17 protein-coding genes are annotated in these 22,048 nt (G+C 30.9%); 13 read left to right on the top strand and 4 right to left on the bottom strand.

What is annotated here, in order from left to right:
* Nucleotides 1-159: 159 nt before the first annotated feature.
* The 3 genes from ffh (at nt 160) to ACUXZJ_RS13985 (ending at nt 3,098) form a co-directional block, all read left to right on the top strand.
* Complete coding sequence (gene ffh / locus ACUXZJ_RS13995; RefSeq protein WP_060382575.1) at nt 160-1,509, top strand: signal recognition particle protein; 1,350 nt, start codon at nt 160-162, stop codon at nt 1,507-1,509.
* 70 nt (nt 1,510-1,579) lie between these two features.
* On the top strand, nt 1,580-2,467 hold the full coding sequence (locus tag ACUXZJ_RS13990) for a bifunctional 5,10-methylenetetrahydrofolate dehydrogenase/5,10-methenyltetrahydrofolate cyclohydrolase (protein ID WP_060382574.1): 888 nt from the start codon (nt 1,580-1,582) through the stop codon (nt 2,465-2,467).
* A 139-nt stretch (nt 2,468-2,606) separates the two neighbouring features.
* Nucleotides 2,607-3,098: a GNAT family N-acetyltransferase gene (locus tag ACUXZJ_RS13985; protein ID WP_063743028.1), complete on the top strand. Its 492-nt coding sequence runs from the start codon at nt 2,607-2,609 to the stop codon at nt 3,096-3,098.
* Between the two features lie 113 nt (nt 3,099-3,211).
* Here the strand turns inward: ACUXZJ_RS13985 and ACUXZJ_RS13980 are convergent, their stop codons facing one another.
* From ACUXZJ_RS13980 to ACUXZJ_RS13965, 4 genes are all read right to left on the bottom strand, one after another.
* Nucleotides 3,212-3,595 carry a DUF4258 domain-containing protein gene (locus tag ACUXZJ_RS13980; protein ID WP_060382572.1) on the bottom strand — a complete coding sequence of 128 codons (384 nt, stop codon included), beginning with the start codon at nt 3,593-3,595 and terminating at the stop codon, nt 3,212-3,214.
* A gap of 36 nt (nt 3,596-3,631) precedes the next feature.
* Entirely contained in the window at nt 3,632-4,825 is a 1,194-nt protein-coding gene (locus ACUXZJ_RS13975; RefSeq protein WP_063743027.1) for an alanine dehydrogenase, read from the bottom strand.
* A gap of 201 nt (nt 4,826-5,026) precedes the next feature.
* On the bottom strand, nt 5,027-5,437 hold the full coding sequence (gene tsaE, locus ACUXZJ_RS13970; RefSeq protein WP_060382570.1) for a tRNA (adenosine(37)-N6)-threonylcarbamoyltransferase complex ATPase subunit type 1 TsaE: 411 nt from the start codon (nt 5,435-5,437) through the stop codon (nt 5,027-5,029).
* A 730-nt stretch (nt 5,438-6,167) separates the two neighbouring features.
* The gene (locus ACUXZJ_RS13965) at nt 6,168-7,019 is read right to left on the bottom strand and encodes an alpha/beta fold hydrolase (RefSeq protein WP_060382569.1); all 852 of its coding nucleotides are present in this window, start codon (nt 7,017-7,019) and stop codon (nt 6,168-6,170) included.
* A 466-nt stretch (nt 7,020-7,485) separates the two neighbouring features.
* Between ACUXZJ_RS13965 and ACUXZJ_RS13960 the strand changes: the two genes are divergently transcribed.
* From ACUXZJ_RS13960 to ACUXZJ_RS13915, 10 genes are all read left to right on the top strand, one after another.
* Nucleotides 7,486-8,301 (top strand): M48 family metallopeptidase, encoded by an 816-nt coding sequence (locus tag ACUXZJ_RS13960; RefSeq protein WP_063743025.1) that lies wholly within the window; start codon nt 7,486-7,488, stop codon nt 8,299-8,301.
* Between the two features lie 61 nt (nt 8,302-8,362).
* A complete protein-coding gene (locus tag ACUXZJ_RS13955; protein ID WP_063744135.1) occupies nt 8,363-9,670 on the top strand; it encodes an MFS transporter in 1,308 nt (435 codons plus the stop codon).
* 151 nt (nt 9,671-9,821) lie between these two features.
* Nucleotides 9,822-12,272, top strand: coding sequence for an endopeptidase La (gene lon, locus ACUXZJ_RS13950; RefSeq protein WP_063743024.1), 2,451 nt, complete (start codon nt 9,822-9,824; stop codon nt 12,270-12,272).
* Between the two features lie 191 nt (nt 12,273-12,463).
* Complete coding sequence (gene porQ, locus ACUXZJ_RS13945; protein WP_088419710.1) at nt 12,464-13,477, top strand: type IX secretion system protein PorQ; 1,014 nt, start codon at nt 12,464-12,466, stop codon at nt 13,475-13,477.
* A 3-nt stretch (nt 13,478-13,480) separates the two neighbouring features.
* A complete protein-coding gene (gene cmk, locus ACUXZJ_RS13940) occupies nt 13,481-14,164 on the top strand; it encodes a (d)CMP kinase (RefSeq protein ID WP_063743023.1) in 684 nt (227 codons plus the stop codon).
* Nucleotides 14,165-14,258: 94 nt separating this feature from the next.
* The gene (locus tag ACUXZJ_RS13935; protein ID WP_060382564.1) at nt 14,259-15,512 is read left to right on the top strand and encodes a nucleoside permease; all 1,254 of its coding nucleotides are present in this window, start codon (nt 14,259-14,261) and stop codon (nt 15,510-15,512) included.
* A gap of 221 nt (nt 15,513-15,733) precedes the next feature.
* A complete protein-coding gene (gene rpsA / locus ACUXZJ_RS13930) occupies nt 15,734-17,497 on the top strand; it encodes a 30S ribosomal protein S1 (RefSeq protein ID WP_060382563.1) in 1,764 nt (587 codons plus the stop codon).
* 88 nt (nt 17,498-17,585) lie between these two features.
* Nucleotides 17,586-20,396, top strand: coding sequence for a DUF7619 domain-containing protein (locus tag ACUXZJ_RS13925; RefSeq protein WP_063743022.1), 2,811 nt, complete (start codon nt 17,586-17,588; stop codon nt 20,394-20,396).
* Nucleotides 20,397-20,570: 174 nt separating this feature from the next.
* Nucleotides 20,571-21,107, top strand: a complete 537-nt coding sequence (gene pyrR, locus ACUXZJ_RS13920) for a bifunctional pyr operon transcriptional regulator/uracil phosphoribosyltransferase PyrR (RefSeq protein WP_060382562.1) — start codon at nt 20,571-20,573, stop codon at nt 21,105-21,107.
* A gap of 1 nt (nt 21,108) precedes the next feature.
* Nucleotides 21,109-22,035: an aspartate carbamoyltransferase catalytic subunit gene (locus tag ACUXZJ_RS13915; RefSeq protein WP_060382561.1), complete on the top strand. Its 927-nt coding sequence runs from the start codon at nt 21,109-21,111 to the stop codon at nt 22,033-22,035.
* Nucleotides 22,036-22,048 lie beyond the last annotated feature (13 nt).

Genomic DNA, 22,048 nt, shown 5'->3' with positions numbered 1-22,048 from the left:
TTAAAAGATTCTTTTTATAGAAACTAATTTACCCTATCTTTAGTTATATTATAAAGAATATTTGATTAAATAAAAAAATAAAATCTAAAAATTATTTTTAAAAATTTTAGATAATTCTTAATTATAGTATCTTTGCAACTTCTAAAAAAATAAGGAATTATGTTTAATAATTTATCAGAGAAGTTAGATAAGGCGTTTCATATATTAAAAGGACACGGTAAAATTACAGAAGTAAATGTTGCGGATACCTTAAAAGAGGTGCGTCGTGCGTTGCTTGATGCTGATGTTAATTTTAAAATTGCAAAAGATTTTACAACAAGAGTAAAAGAAAAAGCATTAGGACAAGATGTATTAACAACCTTACAACCAGGGCAGTTATTAGTTAAAATCGTAAAAGATGAATTAACAGAGCTAATGGGAGGTGATGCGCAAGGAATTAATCTATCAGGAAATTTCTCTGTTATCTTGATGTCTGGTTTACAAGGTTCAGGAAAAACAACTTTCTCAGGTAAATTAGCTAATTTCTTAAAAACAAAGAAAAATAAAAAACCCCTATTAGTTGCCTGTGATATTTATCGTCCAGCAGCTATTAACCAACTACATGTTGTAGGAGAACAAATAGGTGTAGAAGTATATTCAGAACCAGAAAATAAAAATGCAGTTGAAATAGCACAAAATGCTATCAAATACGCTAAATCAAATGGGTTTACCGTAGTTATAGTCGATACAGCAGGACGTTTAGCAGTTGATGAAGAAATGATGACAGAAATTGCTAATGTTCATAAAACAATTACACCAAATGAAACCTTGTTTGTAGTAGACTCAATGACAGGTCAAGATGCAGTCAATACAGCCAAAGCATTTAATGATCGTTTAAATTTTGATGGAGTTGTTCTTACGAAATTAGATGGAGATACACGTGGAGGTGCTGCTATATCAATTAAATCCGTTGTTAACAAACCTATTAAATTTATTGGTACAGGTGAAAAAATGGATGCTATTGATGTGTTTTATCCAGAACGTATGGCAGACCGTATTTTGGGAATGGGAGACGTTGTGTCTTTAGTAGAACGTGCCCAAGCACAGTACGATGAAGAAGAAGCTCGTAAATTACAACGTAAGATTGCTAAAAACGAATTTGGTTTTGATGACTTCTTAGCTCAAATACAACAAGTTAAGAAAATGGGGAATATGAAAGATCTTGTAGGTATGATACCAGGAGCAAGTAAAGCCCTAAAAGATGTAGAAATTGAAGATGATGCTTTCAGACACATTGAAGCTATTATTTACTCTATGACACCAGCAGAAAGAAGTAAACCCTCATTAATTGATACTAAACGTAAAAATAGAATAGCCAAAGGATCAGGTAGAAAAATAGAGGAAGTAAATCAGTTGTTAAAACAATTTGATCAAATGAGTAAAATGATGAAAATGATGCAAGGTCCAGGAGGAAAACAATTAATGAAAATGATGGGAGGAATGAAAGGAGGACTTCCAGGAATGAAATAAAAAAAGGTGCGTGTTTTCGCGCCTTTTTATTTTAATTTAAATTAAAACACAACACACAAAAAAAATAATAATGCAAATTTTAGACGGGAAAAAAGTTTCTGAAGACATCAAAAATGAAATAGCAGCACAAGTTCAAACAATGAAAGCAAAAGGAGAAAAAGTACCTCATTTAGCCGCTTTGATTGTAGGAAATGATGGTGCTAGTTTAACCTATGTAGGAAGTAAAGTAAAAGCATGCGAAAAAGTTGGCTTTGAATCTACTTTAATTAAAATGCCTAGTACTACTTCTGAAACAGAGTTGCTTAAAAAAATAAAAGAATTAAATGAAAATGACGAAATAGACGGTTTTATAGTTCAGTTACCCCTGCCAGAACAAATTGATACACAAAAAATTTTAATGGCAATTGATCCCAGTAAAGACGTAGATGGATTTCATCCTGAAAATTTCGGAAAAATGGCATTAGATATGTCAACCTTTATTCCCGCTACACCATTTGGTATTTTAGAATTATTAGAACGCTATAATGTTGAAACAAAAGGAAAACACACAGTAGTTATTGGACGTAGTCATATTGTTGGAAGACCAATGAGTATTTTAATGGGAAGAAAAGGATTTCCAGGAAATTCAACAGTCACCTTAACTCATAGTCATACTAAAAACATTAATCAAATTACATCACAAGCTGATATTATTATTTCTGCTTTAGGAGTGCCTGGTTTTTTGAAAGCAGAAATGATTAAAGATGATGCAGTAATTATAGATGTTGGAATTACAAGAGTACTCGATGAAACCAATCCAAAAGGATATGTGATAAAAGGAGATGTAGATTTTGAAAATGTTTCTAAAAAAGCATCTTATATAACCCCTGTTCCAGGAGGTGTGGGGCCTATGACAATTGCTATGTTGTTGAAAAATACATTACTAGCTCGTGAGTTTAAGATAGAAAGGACTAGGTGATTTTTTTAAGATAAACATACGTTTCTTACCTCACATATAAGTAAATATTATTTAATTTTTTTAAATTATAAGATAATTCAATGGAGTAATCGTAAATTTAAATGTTTTTTAGCTATCCTTTTTCACATTATTAAAAAAAATGAAAATTATTGAAGCACAAACGAAAGATATAGAAAAAATCAGGAATTTAGCTTATACTATTTGGCCTGATACTTACGGTGAAATTTTAGATCTAAAACAAATAGAATACATGCTGGATTCGTTTTATAATGAAGATAATTTATTATTACAAATGAATACTAACCAGAAATTTTTATTAGTAAAAAATGATTCCCAATATTTAGGTTTTGCTTCCTATGAAATAAACTCAAAAGCTAAAAAGACAAAACTGCATAAAATCTATATACTTCCAAATTTACAAGGAAAGGGAATAGGTAGACTCTTGTTAAATGAGATAGAAAATAGAGCCAAAAAAGCCCATAATTTATACCTCTATTTAAATGTTAATAAATATAATAAAGCATTGTATTTTTATAAAAAAATAGGATTTGAAATAATAAAAGAGGAAGTAATTGAAATAGGTGAGGGGTACGTTATGGATGATTTTGTACTTGAAAAAAAAATGGGATAATGATTCAGTAGTTTTCTTTGAATTAAATAAACCTTAAAGAAACAAGGAAAAATAAGGTATTTAAAAAACGGGTTTGATGAAAATAAATTTTTATACAAACCCGTTTTATATTTTTATTTAATTTTAGTAATATTTTTTAAAACAGCTTTATCTTCAAAGTTTTCTATTTCTAATTCAATAGACTGTTTTTTAGTAGTAAACCCTTCTATTATGTAGCGTTTTCCACCTGATTTAGTTTGAATGTTACTTCTGCTAAAATCTACATCACCATAAGTTAAAGTGTTTTTAATATCAGTGGTATCAATCCATTTTTCTGATAAAATTTGAGAAGCTTCTTTTGAGTAATGAAATGGTTTTGAACGTAAGTTGTTTAAAACGCGATCATTTGGGAAATAACTACAGCTTGTCTTTTTTTGATTTAAAACAAAAAATAATACAATGCTACCTCCTAATACACCAAACAAATAATAAGCTAAGCGATATGTAAATGTACTCATTTAATTTTTTTTTGCAAAAGTAGTAAATCTTATGAACTAAAATACGATTAGGTTAATATCTCTATAAGTTAAACTAAACCATTCACCTATCGTTTTGTTACTTAAAATTCCATGATAAAAGTAAATCCCATTTCTTAGTCCTGAGTCACAGCGTATAGCGCTTTCTATTCCTCCGTCATCTGCAATTTGTAGTAGATAAGGCGTTATAATATTACTAATAGAAAGAGATGCTGTTTTTGCATAACGGGAAGGTATATTCGGGACACAATAATGCGTTACACCATGTTTTACAAAAGTAGGGTTTTCGTGTGTTGTAATTTCTGAAGTCTCAAAACAACCTCCAGTATCTATGCTAACATCTACTATTACAGAGCCTTTTTTCATGTGCCCTATCATGTCTTCGGTTACTACAACAGGCGTTCTGTGTTTGCCTCGCATTGCACCTATAGCTACGTCACATCTTCTTAAAGATTTTAGTAACGTTTTGTTTTGTATTGTTGAGGTAAAAATACGTTGTTGTAAGTTGTTTTGTAAACGTCGTAATTTGGTAATTGAGTTATCAAAAACTTTTACCGAAGCACCTAAACCAAGAGCCGTTTTAACAGCATATTCCGCTACAGTGCCAGCTCCTAAAATGATAACTTCAGTGGGTCTTACTCCTGTAATATTGCCAAAAAGCAACCCGTTTCCTTCTTTGTTACAGGTCATTAATTCTGCTGCTATTAGAATTGAGGCCGTCCCTGCAATTTCACTTAAAGACTTAACAGCAGGAAAAGAATTGTCATCATCTTTTAAATATTCAAAAGCAAGAGCTGTTATTTTCTTTTTTTTGAGAGCTTCAAAATATTCTTTTTTACGCGTTTTTATTTGTAATGCTGAAATAAGAATTGTTTGAGATTTCATCATTTCTATTTCTTCTTGAGTAGGAGGTTCTACTTTAAGAATCATAGGACAAGCAAAAACTTTTTTGGTATCGTTAGTAATTTCGGCTCCTGCATCACTATAATCCTTATCGCTATAGCTAGCATTTTTACCAGCTCCTGCCTCAATTAGGACTCTATGACCATGACTAACAATTGCATTGACAGCATCAGGTGTCAAACAAATGCGTCGCTCTTGAAATGCGGTTTCTTTTGGAATACCAATAAAAAGTTCGCTTTTGTGTTTGGTAACTTCCAGTTTTTCTTCTTGTGGAAGTAACTCTTTTTTGCTAAAAGGAGTAATGGCCATGATGATATTTTATATAGGAACAAATTACGAAAAAATCTTAATGGGAACAAAATTACCTTTTGTTTTATTTTGAATTCTAAATCTGTATAAGTTACAAAACTTCATTTGTTAGTTGAATTTAAAAATAAGAACTATTTTATATGATTGAATGTTTGAAATTAATTATGTTTTTTAAAATAGTTCATTGTTTTTATATGGATTTTAAGGGTTTAGATGAAGTATTCTTTTACCATCCTCTAAAGTTGAAATAGAAATAACAGTATGTTTTTCAGGAATTAAATCGGCTATTTTTTCGGCCCATTCTATAAAACACCAATGACCAGAATAAAGATATTCGTCTATTCCCATATCTAAGGCTTCAACTTGTGATTTTAGTCGATAAACATCAAAATGATACACGATTTCATTATAATTAGTTTGATATTCATTAACTAAACTAAAAGTAGGACTACTGGTTGCTTCTTGTACTCCTAAAACTTTGCATAAAGTTTTTATAAAAGTTGTTTTTCCAACTCCCATTTCGCCATTAAAAAGGATGACTTTCTCAGGATTAGAAGCTAAAACCTGAGCTGCGACTTCTTCTATTCTGTCTAAATAATATTCTAATTTCATTAATTTAAAATTCAATTCTTTCAGTACAAAAATAGATAATTGTAATTAAAATTAGAAAAACAAATGTTTCGAGTTAATATTCTTACAAAAAAGTAATAAAGAGTAAGGTGTTTCTGGTAACGAAACAGATATAATAAAACTATAGTATTCTTATAACTAATTCAAGTTGCTACTACTTGTTATACTATTTAAACTTTGAAATTTCCTCATAATACTATTTTTTGACCTTGAGACTGTCCAAAAAGTTCACAATTTTCATTTCGACCAAAGGGAGAAATCACATAATGTTGATTATGAGACTCCTCCTTACCGGAGTGACAAACTGTATGCTGATTTAGGCACTATCCTACAAAAGCAATAAAAATTAGTATTCGTTCTCGATGCGCTTCGCACTCGAACTAATGATGATTTAAATTATATACTCAACCGTATATTCGAGTTGTTTTAAAATGAAAAAAAACAGATCGAGAATTTTACTTTTTAATCCAGTATATTTTACGTTTAAATGGTATTATAAAGAAAAAAACAAAGAATTGGTTTGGTTTTTAGTTTGCAAAACAAATTTACCAAACCAATTTTTTGTAAAGACAACAAGGTATTAATTTTTTGTTTAATCCGTTATTTTTTTAATGAAAATTGACCAGAAAGAAGATGTAAAGAGACTAAATAATGATATTATTTAGGTATGTTTTATTTGAAAATCTGTTTGTTTTTGTGTCTAATAAAAAAACTAAATTAAAAACGATACAGTTTCTCTTATTACATTATCATCTCCTAGTATTTTTCTATGACCTAATTTTTCGGTTTCTATAAGAAAACCATCAGGCAGTTGATTGTAAATAGTTTGTCCGCAAATAATAGGAACTTCATAATCATCTTTGTCGTGTATTACTAAGGTAGGTATTGTGACTTGTTTGGCTGCACCAGCCGCATCATAATTATCTATAGATTTTCCAAAATTAGTTTCAAATTTTTGTTTCATGAGTTCTGCAATTTCTGGCTTTAATTCTAATTGCTTAACAAAAGAATGTAAAATATCAATAATTCTGTCTGCAGCTCCAATTGTAACCATTTTTTTTATTTTTAACCCTCTTTTTACAGAATTAAGTAAAGACATACCTCCTAAAGAATGACCAACAGCATAATCAAATGGTCCAAATTGTTTTTCTAGCTCAAAGTTACAGGCTATAAAATCAGTTATTAATGTAGAACTTGATTTTGATTCTCCATGCCCTGGAGCATCATAACTAATTGTAGAATATCCCATTTTTAATAATTCGTCAGCTATTTTAAAAAGTTGAGTGCCTCTTCCTGACCAACCATGAACTAATAAAACTTTTCTCGGACTATTTCCATAATGGTAAACTACTATTGGTTTGTTTATCTTCGGAATAAAAAGAGATTCTTTTCGTGATTTTTTTACCATTTCCCATTCTCTCTTAGGTGTTTTATGCTTTGTAGGGGTTGTAAATAAATGAATACAAAATTTTGCAGTTAACTTTTTAGAAAAAAGAGAGAATCCTTTTGCTGTATAAATAATTATCTTAGGTACAGTAATACCATTTTGTTTTTTCTTCTTCAAAATAGAGTAATTTTTTAAAGCTAAATTAATACAAATTAATGAATCATAAATATAGATGTTAAAAATATATAAGCATTGCTATTCCTGTTTTTTATTGAAATTTTAAATGGGATTTTTTTGAGAATAACTGAAAAAAATATAATAAATTAGAAAAATATATAGAATTTGAGTTAAAATGGACTAATGTAACTCTGTTTTATTTAATTCTAATTATATATTCTTATTAATTTATCTATTTAATTAGAGAGTATATAAATGAATTATTGTATGAAAAAATAATAAGAAATAAATAATTATTTTATTTGTTTTTTCTTGAAAATTTTTCATGATAAATAAAAAAAATGGTTTAAGATGATGTTTAAATAAAGAATTTGATTTAAAAGAAGTATTTATAGATGAATTTCTACTTATTTTATGAGAATGACTTTTTAAAAAAATGTAATTTTACTTTTTTAAAAAAGAAATAATGAAAAAAATAATTGTACTCGGATTTGGTATTTTATGTCTCATAATAGGATGTGCTAAAAATCCTTTTACAGGAAAAAGCACGATGGCATTAGTGCCTGATAGTCAAATTTTTCCAACCGCTTTTCAGCAATACAATCAGTTTTTGTCTGAAAATAAAGTTCTAAAAGGAACGGCAGATGCAAAACGTGTAGAAAATGTTGGAATAAAAATTAAAACAGCAGCGGAAAGATGGTTAAATGCAAATGGGAATTCAACCTATTTAAAAAATTACGCATGGGAATACAATTTAGTTGATAGCAAAGAGGTAAATGCTTGGTGTATGCCAGGAGGTAAAATAGTAGTTTATACAGGTATTTTACCTATTACTAAAGATGAAGCAGGAATGGCAGCAGTTATGGGGCACGAAGTGGCACATGCACTTGCTAATCATGGACAACAACGCATGAGCGCAGGTTTATTACAACAAGCAGGAACTATAGGGGTTGCTATTGCTACAAGTAGTAAATCACAACAACAACAAGCTGAGTTTATGCAATATTACGGATTAGCTTCTCAAGTAGGAGGAATGTTGCCTTTTAGTAGATCACATGAATCAGAAGCAGATCAAATAGGACTGTTACTTATGGCCATTGCAGGTTATAATCCTGAAAATGCAGTATATGTTTGGGAACGTATGTCGGCAAAAGCAGGAGGACAAGCACCTCCTGAATTTATGAGTACGCACCCTAGCAACGAAACTCGTATTACAAATCTAAAGCAGTGGATTCCTAATGTAAAAGTAGAAGCCGCTAAATTTGGTGTTGTATTTAAATAAAAAAGACTACTTTAGGAGCCCCGAAAGGGGCTTTTATTTTTTTAATCTAAATCAAAAAAAAATGCAACCACTTCAAAAAGGAGATAAAAAGTTGTTAAATGCTTGGGCTTTTTATGATTGGGCAAATTCAGTATATAGTTTAGTTATAACTTCTGCTATTTTTCCTATTTACTATAGTGCTATTTTTAAAATTAGAGGAAATCATTTTGTTGATATTTTTGGATATCATTTTAAAGATACCGCTGTAATTTCTTTTGTAACAGCAATTGCTTTTGTCATAGTAGCACTCATTTCGCCCATATTATCAGGAATAGCAGATTATGTTGGAAATAAAATGGCATTTCTTCGTTTCTTTTGTTATATGGGAGGGATAGCATGTATGGGGTTGTATTGGTTTGATTCGGATAACTTTTTTTTAAGTTTTACAATATACCTTTTAGGATTAATAGGTTTTTGGGGAAGTTTGGTATTTTATAATTCCTATTTACCCGATATAGCTTACCCAGAACAGCAAGACGCTGTAAGCGCACGCGGTTTTTCTATGGGATATTTAGGAAGTACTCTTTTGTTATTAGTTAATCTAGGAATGGTAATGAGTGCAGACTCTAATGAAAAAGCAATTGAAATGATGCGTTACTCTTTTGTAATGACAGGTATTTGGTGGATTGCTTTTAGTCATATAACCTATTATTATCTTCCCAAAGGAGTTAGTACAGGACATAGAGTTACAAGAGCCGTGATTTTAGATGGTTTCAGAGAATTGCAATTAGTTTGGAAAGAATTAAAAAAAAATCTAGCATTAAAACGTTATTTAGCTAGTTATTTTGTTTTTATTATGGCTGTTCAAACGGTAATGTTAGTAGCTACCTATTTTGGAGCAGAAGAAATTACTTGGAAAACAGATAGCCAAAAAACATCTGGATTAATTATAAGTATTTTATTGATTCAATTAGTAGCAATTATAGGGGCTTATTTAACATCTAGAGCTTCACGTAAATTAGGAAATATTAAGGTATTGATTTTTTTAAACGCATGTTGGGCTATTTTGTGTATAGTTGCTTTTTATGTAAAAACACCCGTTCAATTTTATGGAACAGCAGGATTTGTAGGATTGGTAATGGGAGGAATTCAATCATTAGCCCGTTCTACTTATTCTAAATTTTTACCAGAAACTACAGATACCGCTTCTTATTTTAGTTTTTATGACGTAACGGAAAAAATAGGAATCGTAATAGGAATGTCTATTTATGGTATTATAGATCAAATTACAGGTACCATGAGAAATTCAGTATTATTTTTAGCTGTTTTTTTTATGATAGGCCTATTATTACTTTTAAGAATACCAAAAAATAAATACTCAAGTATTTAAAAGAAATGGCATAATCCTTGAAAGTTTACTCGGGCTTACAAAACCCAATATGTGTTTAGGGCTTTGTAAATCAATGTTTTTTATACTGTTTACAATAATAAAGACAAAACAGATAAAATTTTTTTAATGTCAAAATGGCTTAGTTTACGATATGTCACAACAAAAAATCATTACACTTGACAACATGTCACTTCAGGAAATAGATCATGAAGCAGAATTAATCCCTCTTCTAACACCAGAAGATGAGGAAGAAATGAATAAAGAAAGTCTACCTGTAGATTTACCGATCCTACCTTTGCGTAATACGGTACTTTTTCCAGGAGTAGTTATTCCTATTACCGCAGGTAGAGATAAATCAATAAAATTATTGAATGACGCAAATAGTCTTGATAAAATCATAGGTGTTGTTTCGCAAAAAAGCGAAGAAGATGAAGATCCTACAGAAGATCAGATTAATAAAGTAGGTACTGTAGCACGTATTTTAAAAATATTAAAAATGCCAGATGGTAATATTACCGTCATTTTACAAGGTAAAAAACGCTTTGAAATAGATGCTGTAACTACAACAGAACCTTACATACGAGCTACTATAAAAGAAGTACCCGAGATTCGTCCTGTTCAAACAGATGATGAATTAAATGCTATTATAGATTCAATACGCGAGCTAGCAATTCAAATAATAAAAGAAAGTCCTAACATTCCTACGGAAGCTACTTTTGCCATAAAAAATATAGAAAGTGATCCTTTTCTAGTAAGTTTTGTTTCCTCTAATATGAATCTAACAGCAGAAGAAAAGCAAAAGCTATTAGAAATAGATGAGCTAAAAGAACGCGCACTAGAAACATTAAAACACATGAATATTGAACTTCAAAAATTAGAATTGAAGAACGATATTCAATCAAAAGTTCGTTTTGATTTAGACCAGCAACAGCGCGAATATTTCTTGCAACAACAAATGAAAACCATACAAGAAGAATTAGGAGGAAATTCTACTGAGCAAGAAATAGAAGAAATGCGCAAAAAAGCAAAAGTCAAAAAATGGAAGAAAAAAGTAGGCGAGCATTTTGAAAAAGAATTACAAAAATTACAAAGAACGAATCCTAATTCTCCTGATTTTAGTATTCAACGAAATTATTTAGAACTTTTCTTAGAATTACCTTGGAACGAATATACTAAAGATAAGTTTGACTTAAAAAGAGCGCAAACCATATTAGATCGTGATCATTATGGTATGGAAGAGATTAAAAAACGTATAATAGAACATCTAGCTGTTTTAAAATTACGAAATGATATGAAATCTCCTATATTATGTTTTACAGGACCTCCAGGAGTAGGTAAAACCTCTATTGGACGTTCTATAGCAGAAGCATTAGGTCGTGAATATGTCCGTATGTCTTTAGGTGGTTTACGTGATGAAGCTGAAATTAGAGGGCATAGAAAAACATACATAGGAGCAATGCCTGGACGTATTTTACAAAATTTAAAAAAAGTAAAATCATCAAACCCTGTTTTTATTTTAGATGAAATTGATAAATTGTCAAGTAGCCATAGTGGAGATCCATCATCTGCCTTATTAGAAGCACTAGATCCAGAACAAAATAAGGAATTTTACGATAATTTCTTAGAAATGGGTTTTGATCTATCTAAAATTATGTTTATTGCTACCTCTAATAATATTTCAGCCGTGCAACCCGCTCTCAGAGATCGTATGGAAATTATAACCATGACAGGATACACCGTTGAAGAAAAAATTGAAATAGCAAAACAACATTTAGTTCCCAAACAAATAAAAGATCATGGACTAAATACCAAACAATTTTCTATAGGTAAAAAACAAATAGAAAAAATAGTAGAAGGTTATACGCGTGAATCAGGTGTACGCGGTTTAGAGAAAAAAATAGCACAGATGGTTCGTAATGCGGCAAAATCAGTAGCTATGGAAGAAGAGTACAATATAAAAGCTACAGATGAAGATGTTGTAAAAGTATTAGGTGCTCCTCGTATGGAACGTGATAAATATGAAAATAATGAAACCGCAGGAGTTGTTACAGGTTTAGCATGGACTAGTGTAGGAGGAGATATTTTATTTATCGAATCAATTATCTCAGCAGGTAAAGGAGGACTCACTTTTACAGGAAATATAGGAACTGTAATGAAAGAATCCATTACAATTGCCATGGAATATGTAAAAGCTAATACAAGTAGTTTAGGCATAGATACCGAAATTTTTACTAAATATAATATTCACGTACATATCCCAGAAGGTGCTACTCCTAAGGACGGACCAAGCGCAGGTATAGCTATGTTAACTTCTTTAGTTTCTTTATTAACACAAAAAAGAGTTAAAAAACAATTGGCAATGACAGGTGAAATAACCCTAAGAGGAAAAGTATTGCCAGTAGGAGGAATAAAAGAAAAAATACTAGCCGCTAAGCGAGCTAAAATTAAGGAAATCATCTTATGCGTAGAAAATAAAAGAGATATAGATGAAATTAATCCAGATTATTTAGAAGGATTGACTTTTCATTATGTAAGTGAAATGAGCGAAGTACTCGAAATAGCAATAACAAAAGAAAAAGTAAAAAATCCAAAAACATTATAAAATAAGACTGTCCAAAAAGTAATAAATAAACATGCGGTTTGTCACTCCAACGTTAAGAGAAGTCTCATAATCAATATTATGTGATTTCTCCCTTTGATCGAAATAACAAGATTGCGAACTTTTTGGACAGTCTCATGAAAAAATAATATCTTAGCCCCTGCGTTATAAATATTTAATTAACGCAAATTTTGATGCGATCTAAACTCCTATTCTTAGCTTATATTTATTCCTTTTCTATCTATTCACAAATAGGAGGGAATAGTATATATCGTTTTTTAAATTTAAGTATATCCCCTAGGCAAGCAGCCTTAGGAGGTAAAGCGATTACGATATACGATAACGATGTAAATCAGCCTATCTTGAATCCAGCCTCTATCAATCAAGAAATGGATGGAAAGTTAGCGGTTAATTACGGTAGCTATTTAGGGGATATAAATTATGGAACAGCATCTTATGCCTTGACCTATGATAGACACGTTCAAACAATTCATGGGGGAATATCCTATATTAACTATGGTAAATTTGATGGAAGAGACGAGTTAGGTACTCAAACGGGTAATTTTACTGCTAACGAATTAGCTATGTCTTTAGGTTACGCATATAATATTCCTAGAAGCGATTGGTATTTAGGAACAAATGCTAAATTAATAGCATCTTCTTTAGAAAATTATCAGTCATTTGGAATAGCTACTGATATTGGAGTTACTTATTTAGATGAGCAAAAATCTGTTAACTACGCTCTATTAATCAAAAATTTTGGCACCCAGATAAAAACCTATAATGGAATACAGGAAAACTTACCATTTGAAATAATGCTAGGAGTTTCTCAAAAATTAGAACATTTACCAATACGTTGGCATCTAACATTAGATAATTTACAAAAATGGCAATTAGCATTCTCTAATCCCGCAAGAAGCGAGCAAACTCTAGACGGAACACTAAAAGAAGAAAAAGTTGGTTTTTTAGGAAATGCCATACGTCACGTAATCTTAGGTGCTGAAATTTTACCAGATAAAGGGATTAATTTTAGAATAAGTTATAATTTTAGAAGAGCAGCCGAACTTAAAATATTAGAACAGCGCACTTTTGCCGGATTTTCAGCAGGGATAGGCATCCGTTTTTCTAAATTTCGTTTTGATTATTCTTACGCAAGATACACTTTAGCATCCAATACTTCGATGTTTGGATTAACTATAAATCTTTAAAAATTGAAAAAAATTACAATTGCAATTGATGGATTTTCCTCTACAGGAAAAAGTACTTTAGCTAAACAAGTAGCGAAAGAATTAGGATATGTCTATGTAGATACGGGAGCTATGTACCGAGCCGTAACTTATTTTGCTATGAAACATAATTTAATTGATAAGTCAGAAATTGATGTTAAGCAATTAATAAAGCTTTTACCAACGTTAAATTTAACTTTCCAGTTTAATCCAAGTCTTGGATTTGCAGAAATACACTTAGATGGAACTAATATAGAAAAAGAAATACGCACATTAGAAGTCTCTAACTATGTGAGTAAAATTGCAGAAATATCAGAAATTAGGACTATGTTAGTAAACCAACAAAAACAAATGGGAGTTGATAAAGGAGTAGTAATGGATGGCCGTGATATAGGAACTGTTGTTTTTCCAGATGCAGAAGTTAAATTATTTATGACTTCCAGAGCAAATGTTCGTGCACAACGTCGTTTTGATGAACTGACTGAAAAAGGACAAATCGTTTCTTATAATCAAGTGTTAGAAAATGTATTACAACGAGATCATATTGATACTACACGTAAAGATTCGCCTTTAGTTAAAGCAAATGATGCAATAGAAATTGATAATTCAGAATTAACACGAGAAGAACAATTTGAATGGGTTATGAAAATTATTAAAGAGAAAATGTAAAAAAAGTCGATATTTTTTTATAGAATCGTCACAAAGTACTGATTTTTTCATAGATTTACTCGCTTTTTAGAATATAATAACCAAATCAAAACGTATGAATATAAAAATTAGACTAACCCTAATGAGCTTTTTACAGTTTTTTGTGTGGGGAGCTTGGTTAATTACAGTTGGGAATTACTGGTTTGGAACCAAACAATGGAGCGGAGCGGAGTTTGGAGCCATTTTTTCAACACTTGGAATATCTTCTATTATTATGCCAGCTATTACAGGAATTGTGGCTGATAAATGGATGAATGCTGAAAGATTATACGGAATACTTCATATATTAGGAGGATTGTGTGTAGCCTATCTTCCACAAGTAGATAATCCAACCACTTTTTATTGGGTTATTTTTGCTGCAATGATGTGTTATATGCCTACTATTTCCCTATCCAATTCTGTAGCATATACAATTTTAAAAGAAAATGATTTCGATGTAGTTAAGGTATTTCCTCCTATTCGTGTATGGGGTACTGTAGGGTTTATTTTGGCCATGTGGGCTACTAATTTAACAGGAAATAAAGCATCTGCTAATATGTTTTATATTTCAGCCTTAACAGCTCTAGTTTTGGGAGTGTATTCATTTACTCTACCAGCTTGTAAACCTCAAAACTTAATTGATGAAAATGCTACATTATCTAAAAAATTAGGTTTAGACTCGTTTAAATTATTTGGAACTTATAAAATGGCATTGTTTTTTGTTTTTTCTATGTTTTTAGGAGGAGCATTACAATTGACTAATATGTACGGAGATGTGTTTTTGTCAGAATTTGGAAATATGCCTCAATATGCAGATAGTTTAATAGTTAAAAACTCGACCCTAATAATGTCTATTTCTCAAATTTCAGAAACATTATTTATATTAGCTATTCCTTTTTTTCTAAAACGTTTTGGTATTAAACAAGTAATGCTAATTTCTATGTTAGCATGGGTGTTACGTTTTGGATTGTTTGCTTATGGAAATCCCGCAAGCGGATTATGGATGATTATTTTATCGTGTATTGTATACGGGATGGCGTTTGATTTCTTTAATATTTCAGGCTCTTTATTTGTAGAAACAACAACAGACTCCTCTATTCGTTCTTCTGCACAAGGATTATTTATGATGATGACAAATGGTTTTGGATCTTTCTTTGGAGGGTTAATTAGTGGTAAGGTAATAGATGCTTATTTTACAATCAATGGACAAAGAGATTGGCATAATATTTGGTTTTCTTTTGCTATATATGCGTTAATTATAGCAATTGCTTTTGCTTTTTTATTCAAGCACAAACATAATCCTAAAGATGTAGAATCCTTCTCGCACTAAAAAAAATAAATTATTTTAAAAGCCGATTTTTAATAAAATCGGCTTTTTTGTTTATAAAAAGAAAAAACTTTTGTTAATTAATTAATTATGTGTAATTTTGCAAACCTTTTAGCGGTAGGTGTATCTAAAAGGAATTCAAGTAATTATATGTAAAACGCTTCTGTTTTTTACTGCTTAATGAAACACCGAAGAGACAGAATACAAATTTTAAAAATCAGATCATGTCTGAAATTACAAAAGAACAAGAACAATTTTTAGCAGATTTTAACTGGCATAACTATGCTGAAGGTATTGACGCAGTAGATGCTAAAAATTTACAAGAGTTTGAAGATTTAGTAGCAAAAACCTTCATTTCTACAGGTGCTGAAGAAGTAGTAGAAGGTGTTGTTGTTAGAATTACTGAAAGAGATGCAATCGTTGATATTAATGCAAAATCTGAAGGTGTTATTTCTTTAAACGAGTTCCGTTATAATCCTAACTTAAAAGTAGGAGATAAAGTAGAAGTATTAATTGATATTCGTGAAGATAAATCAGGTCAATTAGTATTATCTCATAAAAAAGCTAGAACAATCAAAGCATGGGATAGAGTTATCGCTGCTAACGAGTCTGGTGAAATCGTTAATGGTTTTGTGAAATGCAGAACTAAAGGTGGTATGATCGTTGATGTATTTGGTATTGAAGCTTTCTTACCAGGTTCTCAAATTGATGTGAAGCCTATCCGTGACTACGATCAGTATGTAAACAAAATGATGGAATTCAAAGTGGTAAAAATTAACCACGAATTCAAAAACGTTGTTGTTTCTCATAAAGCACTTATCGAAGCTGATATTGAAGTTCAGAAGAAAGAAATCATTGGTCAATTAGAAAAAGGTCAAGTATTAGAAGGTGTTGTTAAAAACATTACTTCTTACGGTGTATTCATTGACTTAGGAGGTGTAGATGGATTAATCCACATTACTGACTTATCTTGGTCAAGAATCAACCATCCATCTGAAGTATTAGAATTAGACCAAAAATTAAACGTAGTTATCTTAGACTTTGATGATGAGAAAACTCGTATCCAATTAGGTTTAAAACAATTAAACGCTCACCCTTGGGATGCTTTAGATGCTAACTTAAACGTTGGTGATAAAGTTAAAGGTAAAGTAGTTGTTTTAGCTGATTACGGTGCTTTTATCGAAGTGGCTGAAGGTGTTGAAGGTTTAATTCACGTTTCTGAAATGTCTTGGTCTACGCACTTACGTTCAGCTCAAGATTTCGTGAAAATTGGTGATGAAGTAGAGGCAGTTATCTTAACTTTAGATAGAGAAGAAAGAAAAATGTCTTTAGGTATCAAGCAATTAACAAATGATCCTTGGACAGATATTACTGCTAAATATCCAGTAGGTTCTAAGCATACAGGAACAGTAAGAAACTTCACTAACTTTGGTATCTTCGTAGAATTAGAAGAAGGTATTGATGGTTTAGTATATATTTCTGACTTATCATGGACTAAGAAAATCAAACACCCATCAGAATTTGTTAACGTAGGTGATAAATTAGATGTTGTTGTATTAGAATTAGATGTTGATGCACGTAAATTGTCTTTAGGTCACAAACAAACTACTGCTAATCCATGGGATAAACACGAAGATGCTTTCGCTGTAGGTACAGTTCACAACGGAACTATCTCTGAAATGGTTGACAAAGGTGCAACTGTAGATTTCGGTGATGATGTAGTTGCTTTCATTCCAACGCGTCATTTAGAAAAAGAAGATGGTAAAAAATTGAAAAAAGGTGATACAGCTGACTTCAAAGTAATTGAATTCAACAAAGAATTCAAAAGAGTAGTAGCGTCTCACACAGCTATCTTCCGTGAAGAAGAAGAAAAAGTAGTTAAAGAAGCTGAAACTAAAACTACTTCTACTCAAGCTGAGAAATCAACTTTAGGTGATATCGACGCTTTAGCTGAATTAAAAGCTAAAATGGAAAGAGGAGAGAAATAATATTTCCTGACTCTAAATAGTAAAAGCCTCACAGAAATGTGAGGCTTTTTTTGTTATTTTTGCACCACTAAATTTTTCCATATTTCAAATGAAAAAAATCTACTTTTTACTTATAATGCTTGTTTCTTTTCTTAGTGTTAATGCGCAGATTATTAATATTCCTGATGCTAATTTTAAAGCTAGATTGTTGGCAGCAGGTCCAAGTAATAAAATTGCATCAACAGAAGAACCAATTTATATCGCAGCTTATCAAAGCTGGATTCCTTCTTCCTATGAACGAATTGATACTAATTATGATGGAGCTATTGATATGAACGAAGCACGAGCAGTAAAATGGTTAGATATTTCAAAAGCATCTATTGTAGATTTAACTGGAATTGAGAATTTTACTAGTTTGGTTTATTTGCGATGTAGGTTAAATCAATTAACAAATTTAAATGTTTCAACTTTAAAAAATTTGAAATATTTAAATTGTAATTCTAATAGATTAAAGAATATAAATGTTTCCGGATTGAATAATTTGGAGATACTAATTTGTTCGTATAATCAACTTTCAACATTAGATGTATCGAATTTAATTAACTTAGAAATAATGCATTGCGAATACAATAAATTAACTTCTATTAATCTAGACGGAATAGGAAATATGGATTCAATCAATTGTTATAATAATCAATTTACGACATTAGATTTAACAGGAGTAACTGATATTTTGTATTTAAATTGTGCTTCAAATAATCTGTCAACATTAGATTTGAGTATGTTAAATACACTTCACAATTTAATTTGTTCTAACAATCATATTTCATCATTAAATTTAAACGGATTAAGTCTAGATAAATTAAATTATTCAGCAAATAATCTTACTTCTGTAGATATAAATAATTTTACGAATATCAAAAGTTTGTTCCTTTCATCAAACCATTTATCGTCAATAGATTTAAGTGCTAATATTGCTTTGTCAAGCTTATTTTGTGGTGGTAATCAATTAACGAATCTTGATTTAAATAATAATTTATCATTAACTACTTTAAATTGCAGTAATAATCAATTGACAAACCTTGATTTAAATAATAATGTATCATTAGCTTCTTTAAATTGCAGTAATAATCAATTGAGAAATCTTGATTTAAATAATAATGTATCATTAGCTTCTTTAAATTGCAGTAATAATCAATTGATGAATCTTTTTTTGAATAAAAATGTATTGTTGTGTGATTTGAATTGTAGTGCTAATCAATTAAAAAGTTTGGAACTTGCTGATAATTATAAATTATACTCCTTATATTGTAGTTACAATCAATTGTCAACTTTGGATTTTAATAGAAATTATTATTTAAATAAATTTGATGTTAGTTATAATAAATTAACAAGTTTATATATTAAAAATGGTAATCCTGATTTAAGGATTAGTGGTTTTAATGATAATCCAAATTTAAATTACATATGCGCTGATGATGTTTATGTTGATGGATTTAGAGCAATGATTAATTATTACGGTTATCAAAATTGCCATGTAAATTCATATTGTTCATTTACTCCTGGTGGAACTTTTTACACAATAAATGGCCAAACTAAGTTAGATGTTGATAATAATGGTTGTGAAGCTTCTGATTTAAATTTAGCAAATTTAAAATTCAATATTTCAAATGGAACAATTACTGGTAGTTTCATTTCTAATGCTACTGGAAATTATTCAATTCCTGTACAAGCAGGAACACATACAATTACTCCAGTTATAGAAAACTCAACATATTTTAACGTTTCTCCAGCAAGTACTACTGTGACTTTCCCAACACAAGCTAGTCCGTTTACACAAGATTTTTGTGTAACACCTAATGGCACTCATTCTGATGTAGAAGTTTCAGTCATCCCTGTCGAAGCTGCAAGACCTGGATTTGATGTTAAGTATAAAATTATATATAAAAATAAAGGAAACCAAGTTGAAAATGGCAGTGTAAATTTAACTTTTGATGATGCTAAAATGGATTATGTTTCTTTAAGTCCAGTTTTCAATAGTCAAGCGACTAACCAATTTACTTGGAATTACAGTAATTTGCAACCTTTTGAAACCAGAACGATTGATTTAGTTTTCAATATGAATTCTCCCATGGAAACTCCAGCAGTAAATGGTGGTGATGTTTTAATTTATACTGCAACTATTACATCTGCGAATACTGATGAATTACCTAGCGATAATACATTTACCTTAAATCAAACTGTTGTTAATTCATTTGATCCAAATGATATCACTTGCTTAGAAGGGGCAAAAGTATCAACATCTAAAATTGGTGATTATGTGCATTATATGATTCGTTTTGAAAATACAGGTAGTGCTAATGCAACAAATATTGTGGTAAAAGACGGGGTGGATAATGCTAAATATGATGTAAACTCAATCATTCCAATCAAAGGAAGTCATGATTTTACTACTAGAGTCAATGGGGATAAAGTAGAATTTATTTTTGAAAATATTAATCTTCCGTTTGATGATGCAACCAATGATGGTTATGTGTCTTTCAAAATAAAAACTAAAGCATCCTTAGTTGCAGGTGATACTTTTTCTAAAAACGCCAATATTTATTTTGATTACAATTTCCCAATTACCACAAATACGGCTACGACAACTATTGCTGCTTTAGCTAATCAGGATTTTGAGTTTGAAACTTATTTTAATTTGTATCCAAATCCTGCTTCTTCGAATGTAACTATAGATACAAAATCTGATATTGAACTGTATTCGGTTCAGGTTTATAATGCTCTTGGACAATTAGTATTAGTAGTTCCTAATGCTAAAAATGTCAAAAATGTTGATGTTTCTGGTTTGACTTCGGGTAATTATTTTATAAAAATTAACTCTGATAAAGGAACAAGTCATACGAAGTTTGTAAAGCAATAACAAGCTAAAAAGATTTTAAGCCACGAATTCACGAAGTGTACGCTTGTTGTGAATTCGTGGTTTTGCTTTTTGAAAGCTCTCTTTTACTTTTTATGTGTTTCAATTTCTTAAGGGACTTATATGGTTTAATAAAATAAAAAGCATAAATTTACACTCCAAACGAAATAACACAATATGAGTCATAAAACGCTCCTTACTTCTAAAGAAGTAAATATTATACTGCATCGTTTGGCTTGTCAGCTTATCGAGAACCATCTCGATTTTTCTCAAACCGTTTTAATCGGTATTCAGCCCAGAGGAACTTATTTAGCGAAACGTTTGGTTCAAGTACTTGAACAAGAATATCAAGTGAAAAATATTCCCTTAGGATTCTTAGATATTACTTTTTTCCGTGACGATTTCCGTCGTGGCGAAACTTTGGAAGCTAACAAAACACAAATCGATTTCTTGATTGAAGGCAAAAAAGTCATTTTTATCGACGATGTTTTGTATACTGGTAGAAGTATCAATGCCGCTCTACAAGCGATGCAATCTTTTGGTCGCCCTGTAGAGGTGGAATTGTTAGTGTTGATAGACCGTCGTTTTAGTCGTCATTTGCCTATACAGCCTGATTATAGAGGTCGTCAAGTAGATGCGATTAATAATGAAAAAGTAGTAGTAAAGTGGCAAGAAATCCACGGAGAAGATTCAGTTGAAATAATTACCAAATAAAATGAAGGAGTTAAGTGTAAATCACCTTTTAGGAATAAAATATATTACAGAAGAAGATATTCAGTTGATTTTTGAAACAGCTGACCATTTTAAAGAAGTGATTAATCGTCCGATAAAAAAAGTGCCTTCGTTACGTGATATTACGATAGCCAATATCTTTTTTGAAAATAGTACGCGCACCAAGCTTTCTTTTGAATTAGCCCAAAAAAGATTATCGGCTGATGTGGTAAATTTTGCAGCTTCGAGTTCATCGGTAACCAAAGGGGAAACGCTGATTGATACGGTGAATAATATTTTAGCTATGAAAGTAGATATGGTGGTGATGCGTCATTCTTCTCCTGGAGCAGCTGTTTTTTTGTCTAAAAATGTAAAAGCAAGTATTGTAAATGCCGGTGATGGGGCGCATGAGCATCCCACACAAGCCTTGTTAGATGCTTACACAATTCGTGAGCGTTTAGGAGATGTTGCGGGCAAAAAAGTAGTGATTGTAGGGGATATTCTGCATTCGCGTGTGGCATTGTCTAATATCTATTCTTTGCAAAAATTAGGAGCGCAAGTGAAGGTTTGTGGGCCAAACACTTTAATCCCACGATACATTCGTGAATTAGGAGTAGAGGTGGAACCAAATTTAAGAAAAGCATTAGAATGGTGCGATGTGGCTAATATGTTGCGTGTACAAAACGAACGTTTGGATATTAGTTATTTTCCTTCGACTCGTGAGTATAGTATGCAATATGGTGTGAATAAAGAGTTTTTAGATGATCTGAATAAAGAAATAATAATCATGCACCCAGGGCCAATTAATAGGGGAGTTGAAATTACCAGCGATGTAGCTGATTCTAAACAATCAGTTATTTTAAATCAGGTTGAAAATGGAGTAGCAGTTCGTATGGCGGTGATTTATTTATTAGCATCAAAGATTAAATAAAATAGATTATCAT

It is taken from the genome of Flavobacterium sp. TN-1 (assembly GCF_052828645.1).
The sequence above is the reverse complement of the archived record's forward strand: the minus strand, read 5'-3'. Positions and strand labels throughout refer to the sequence as shown.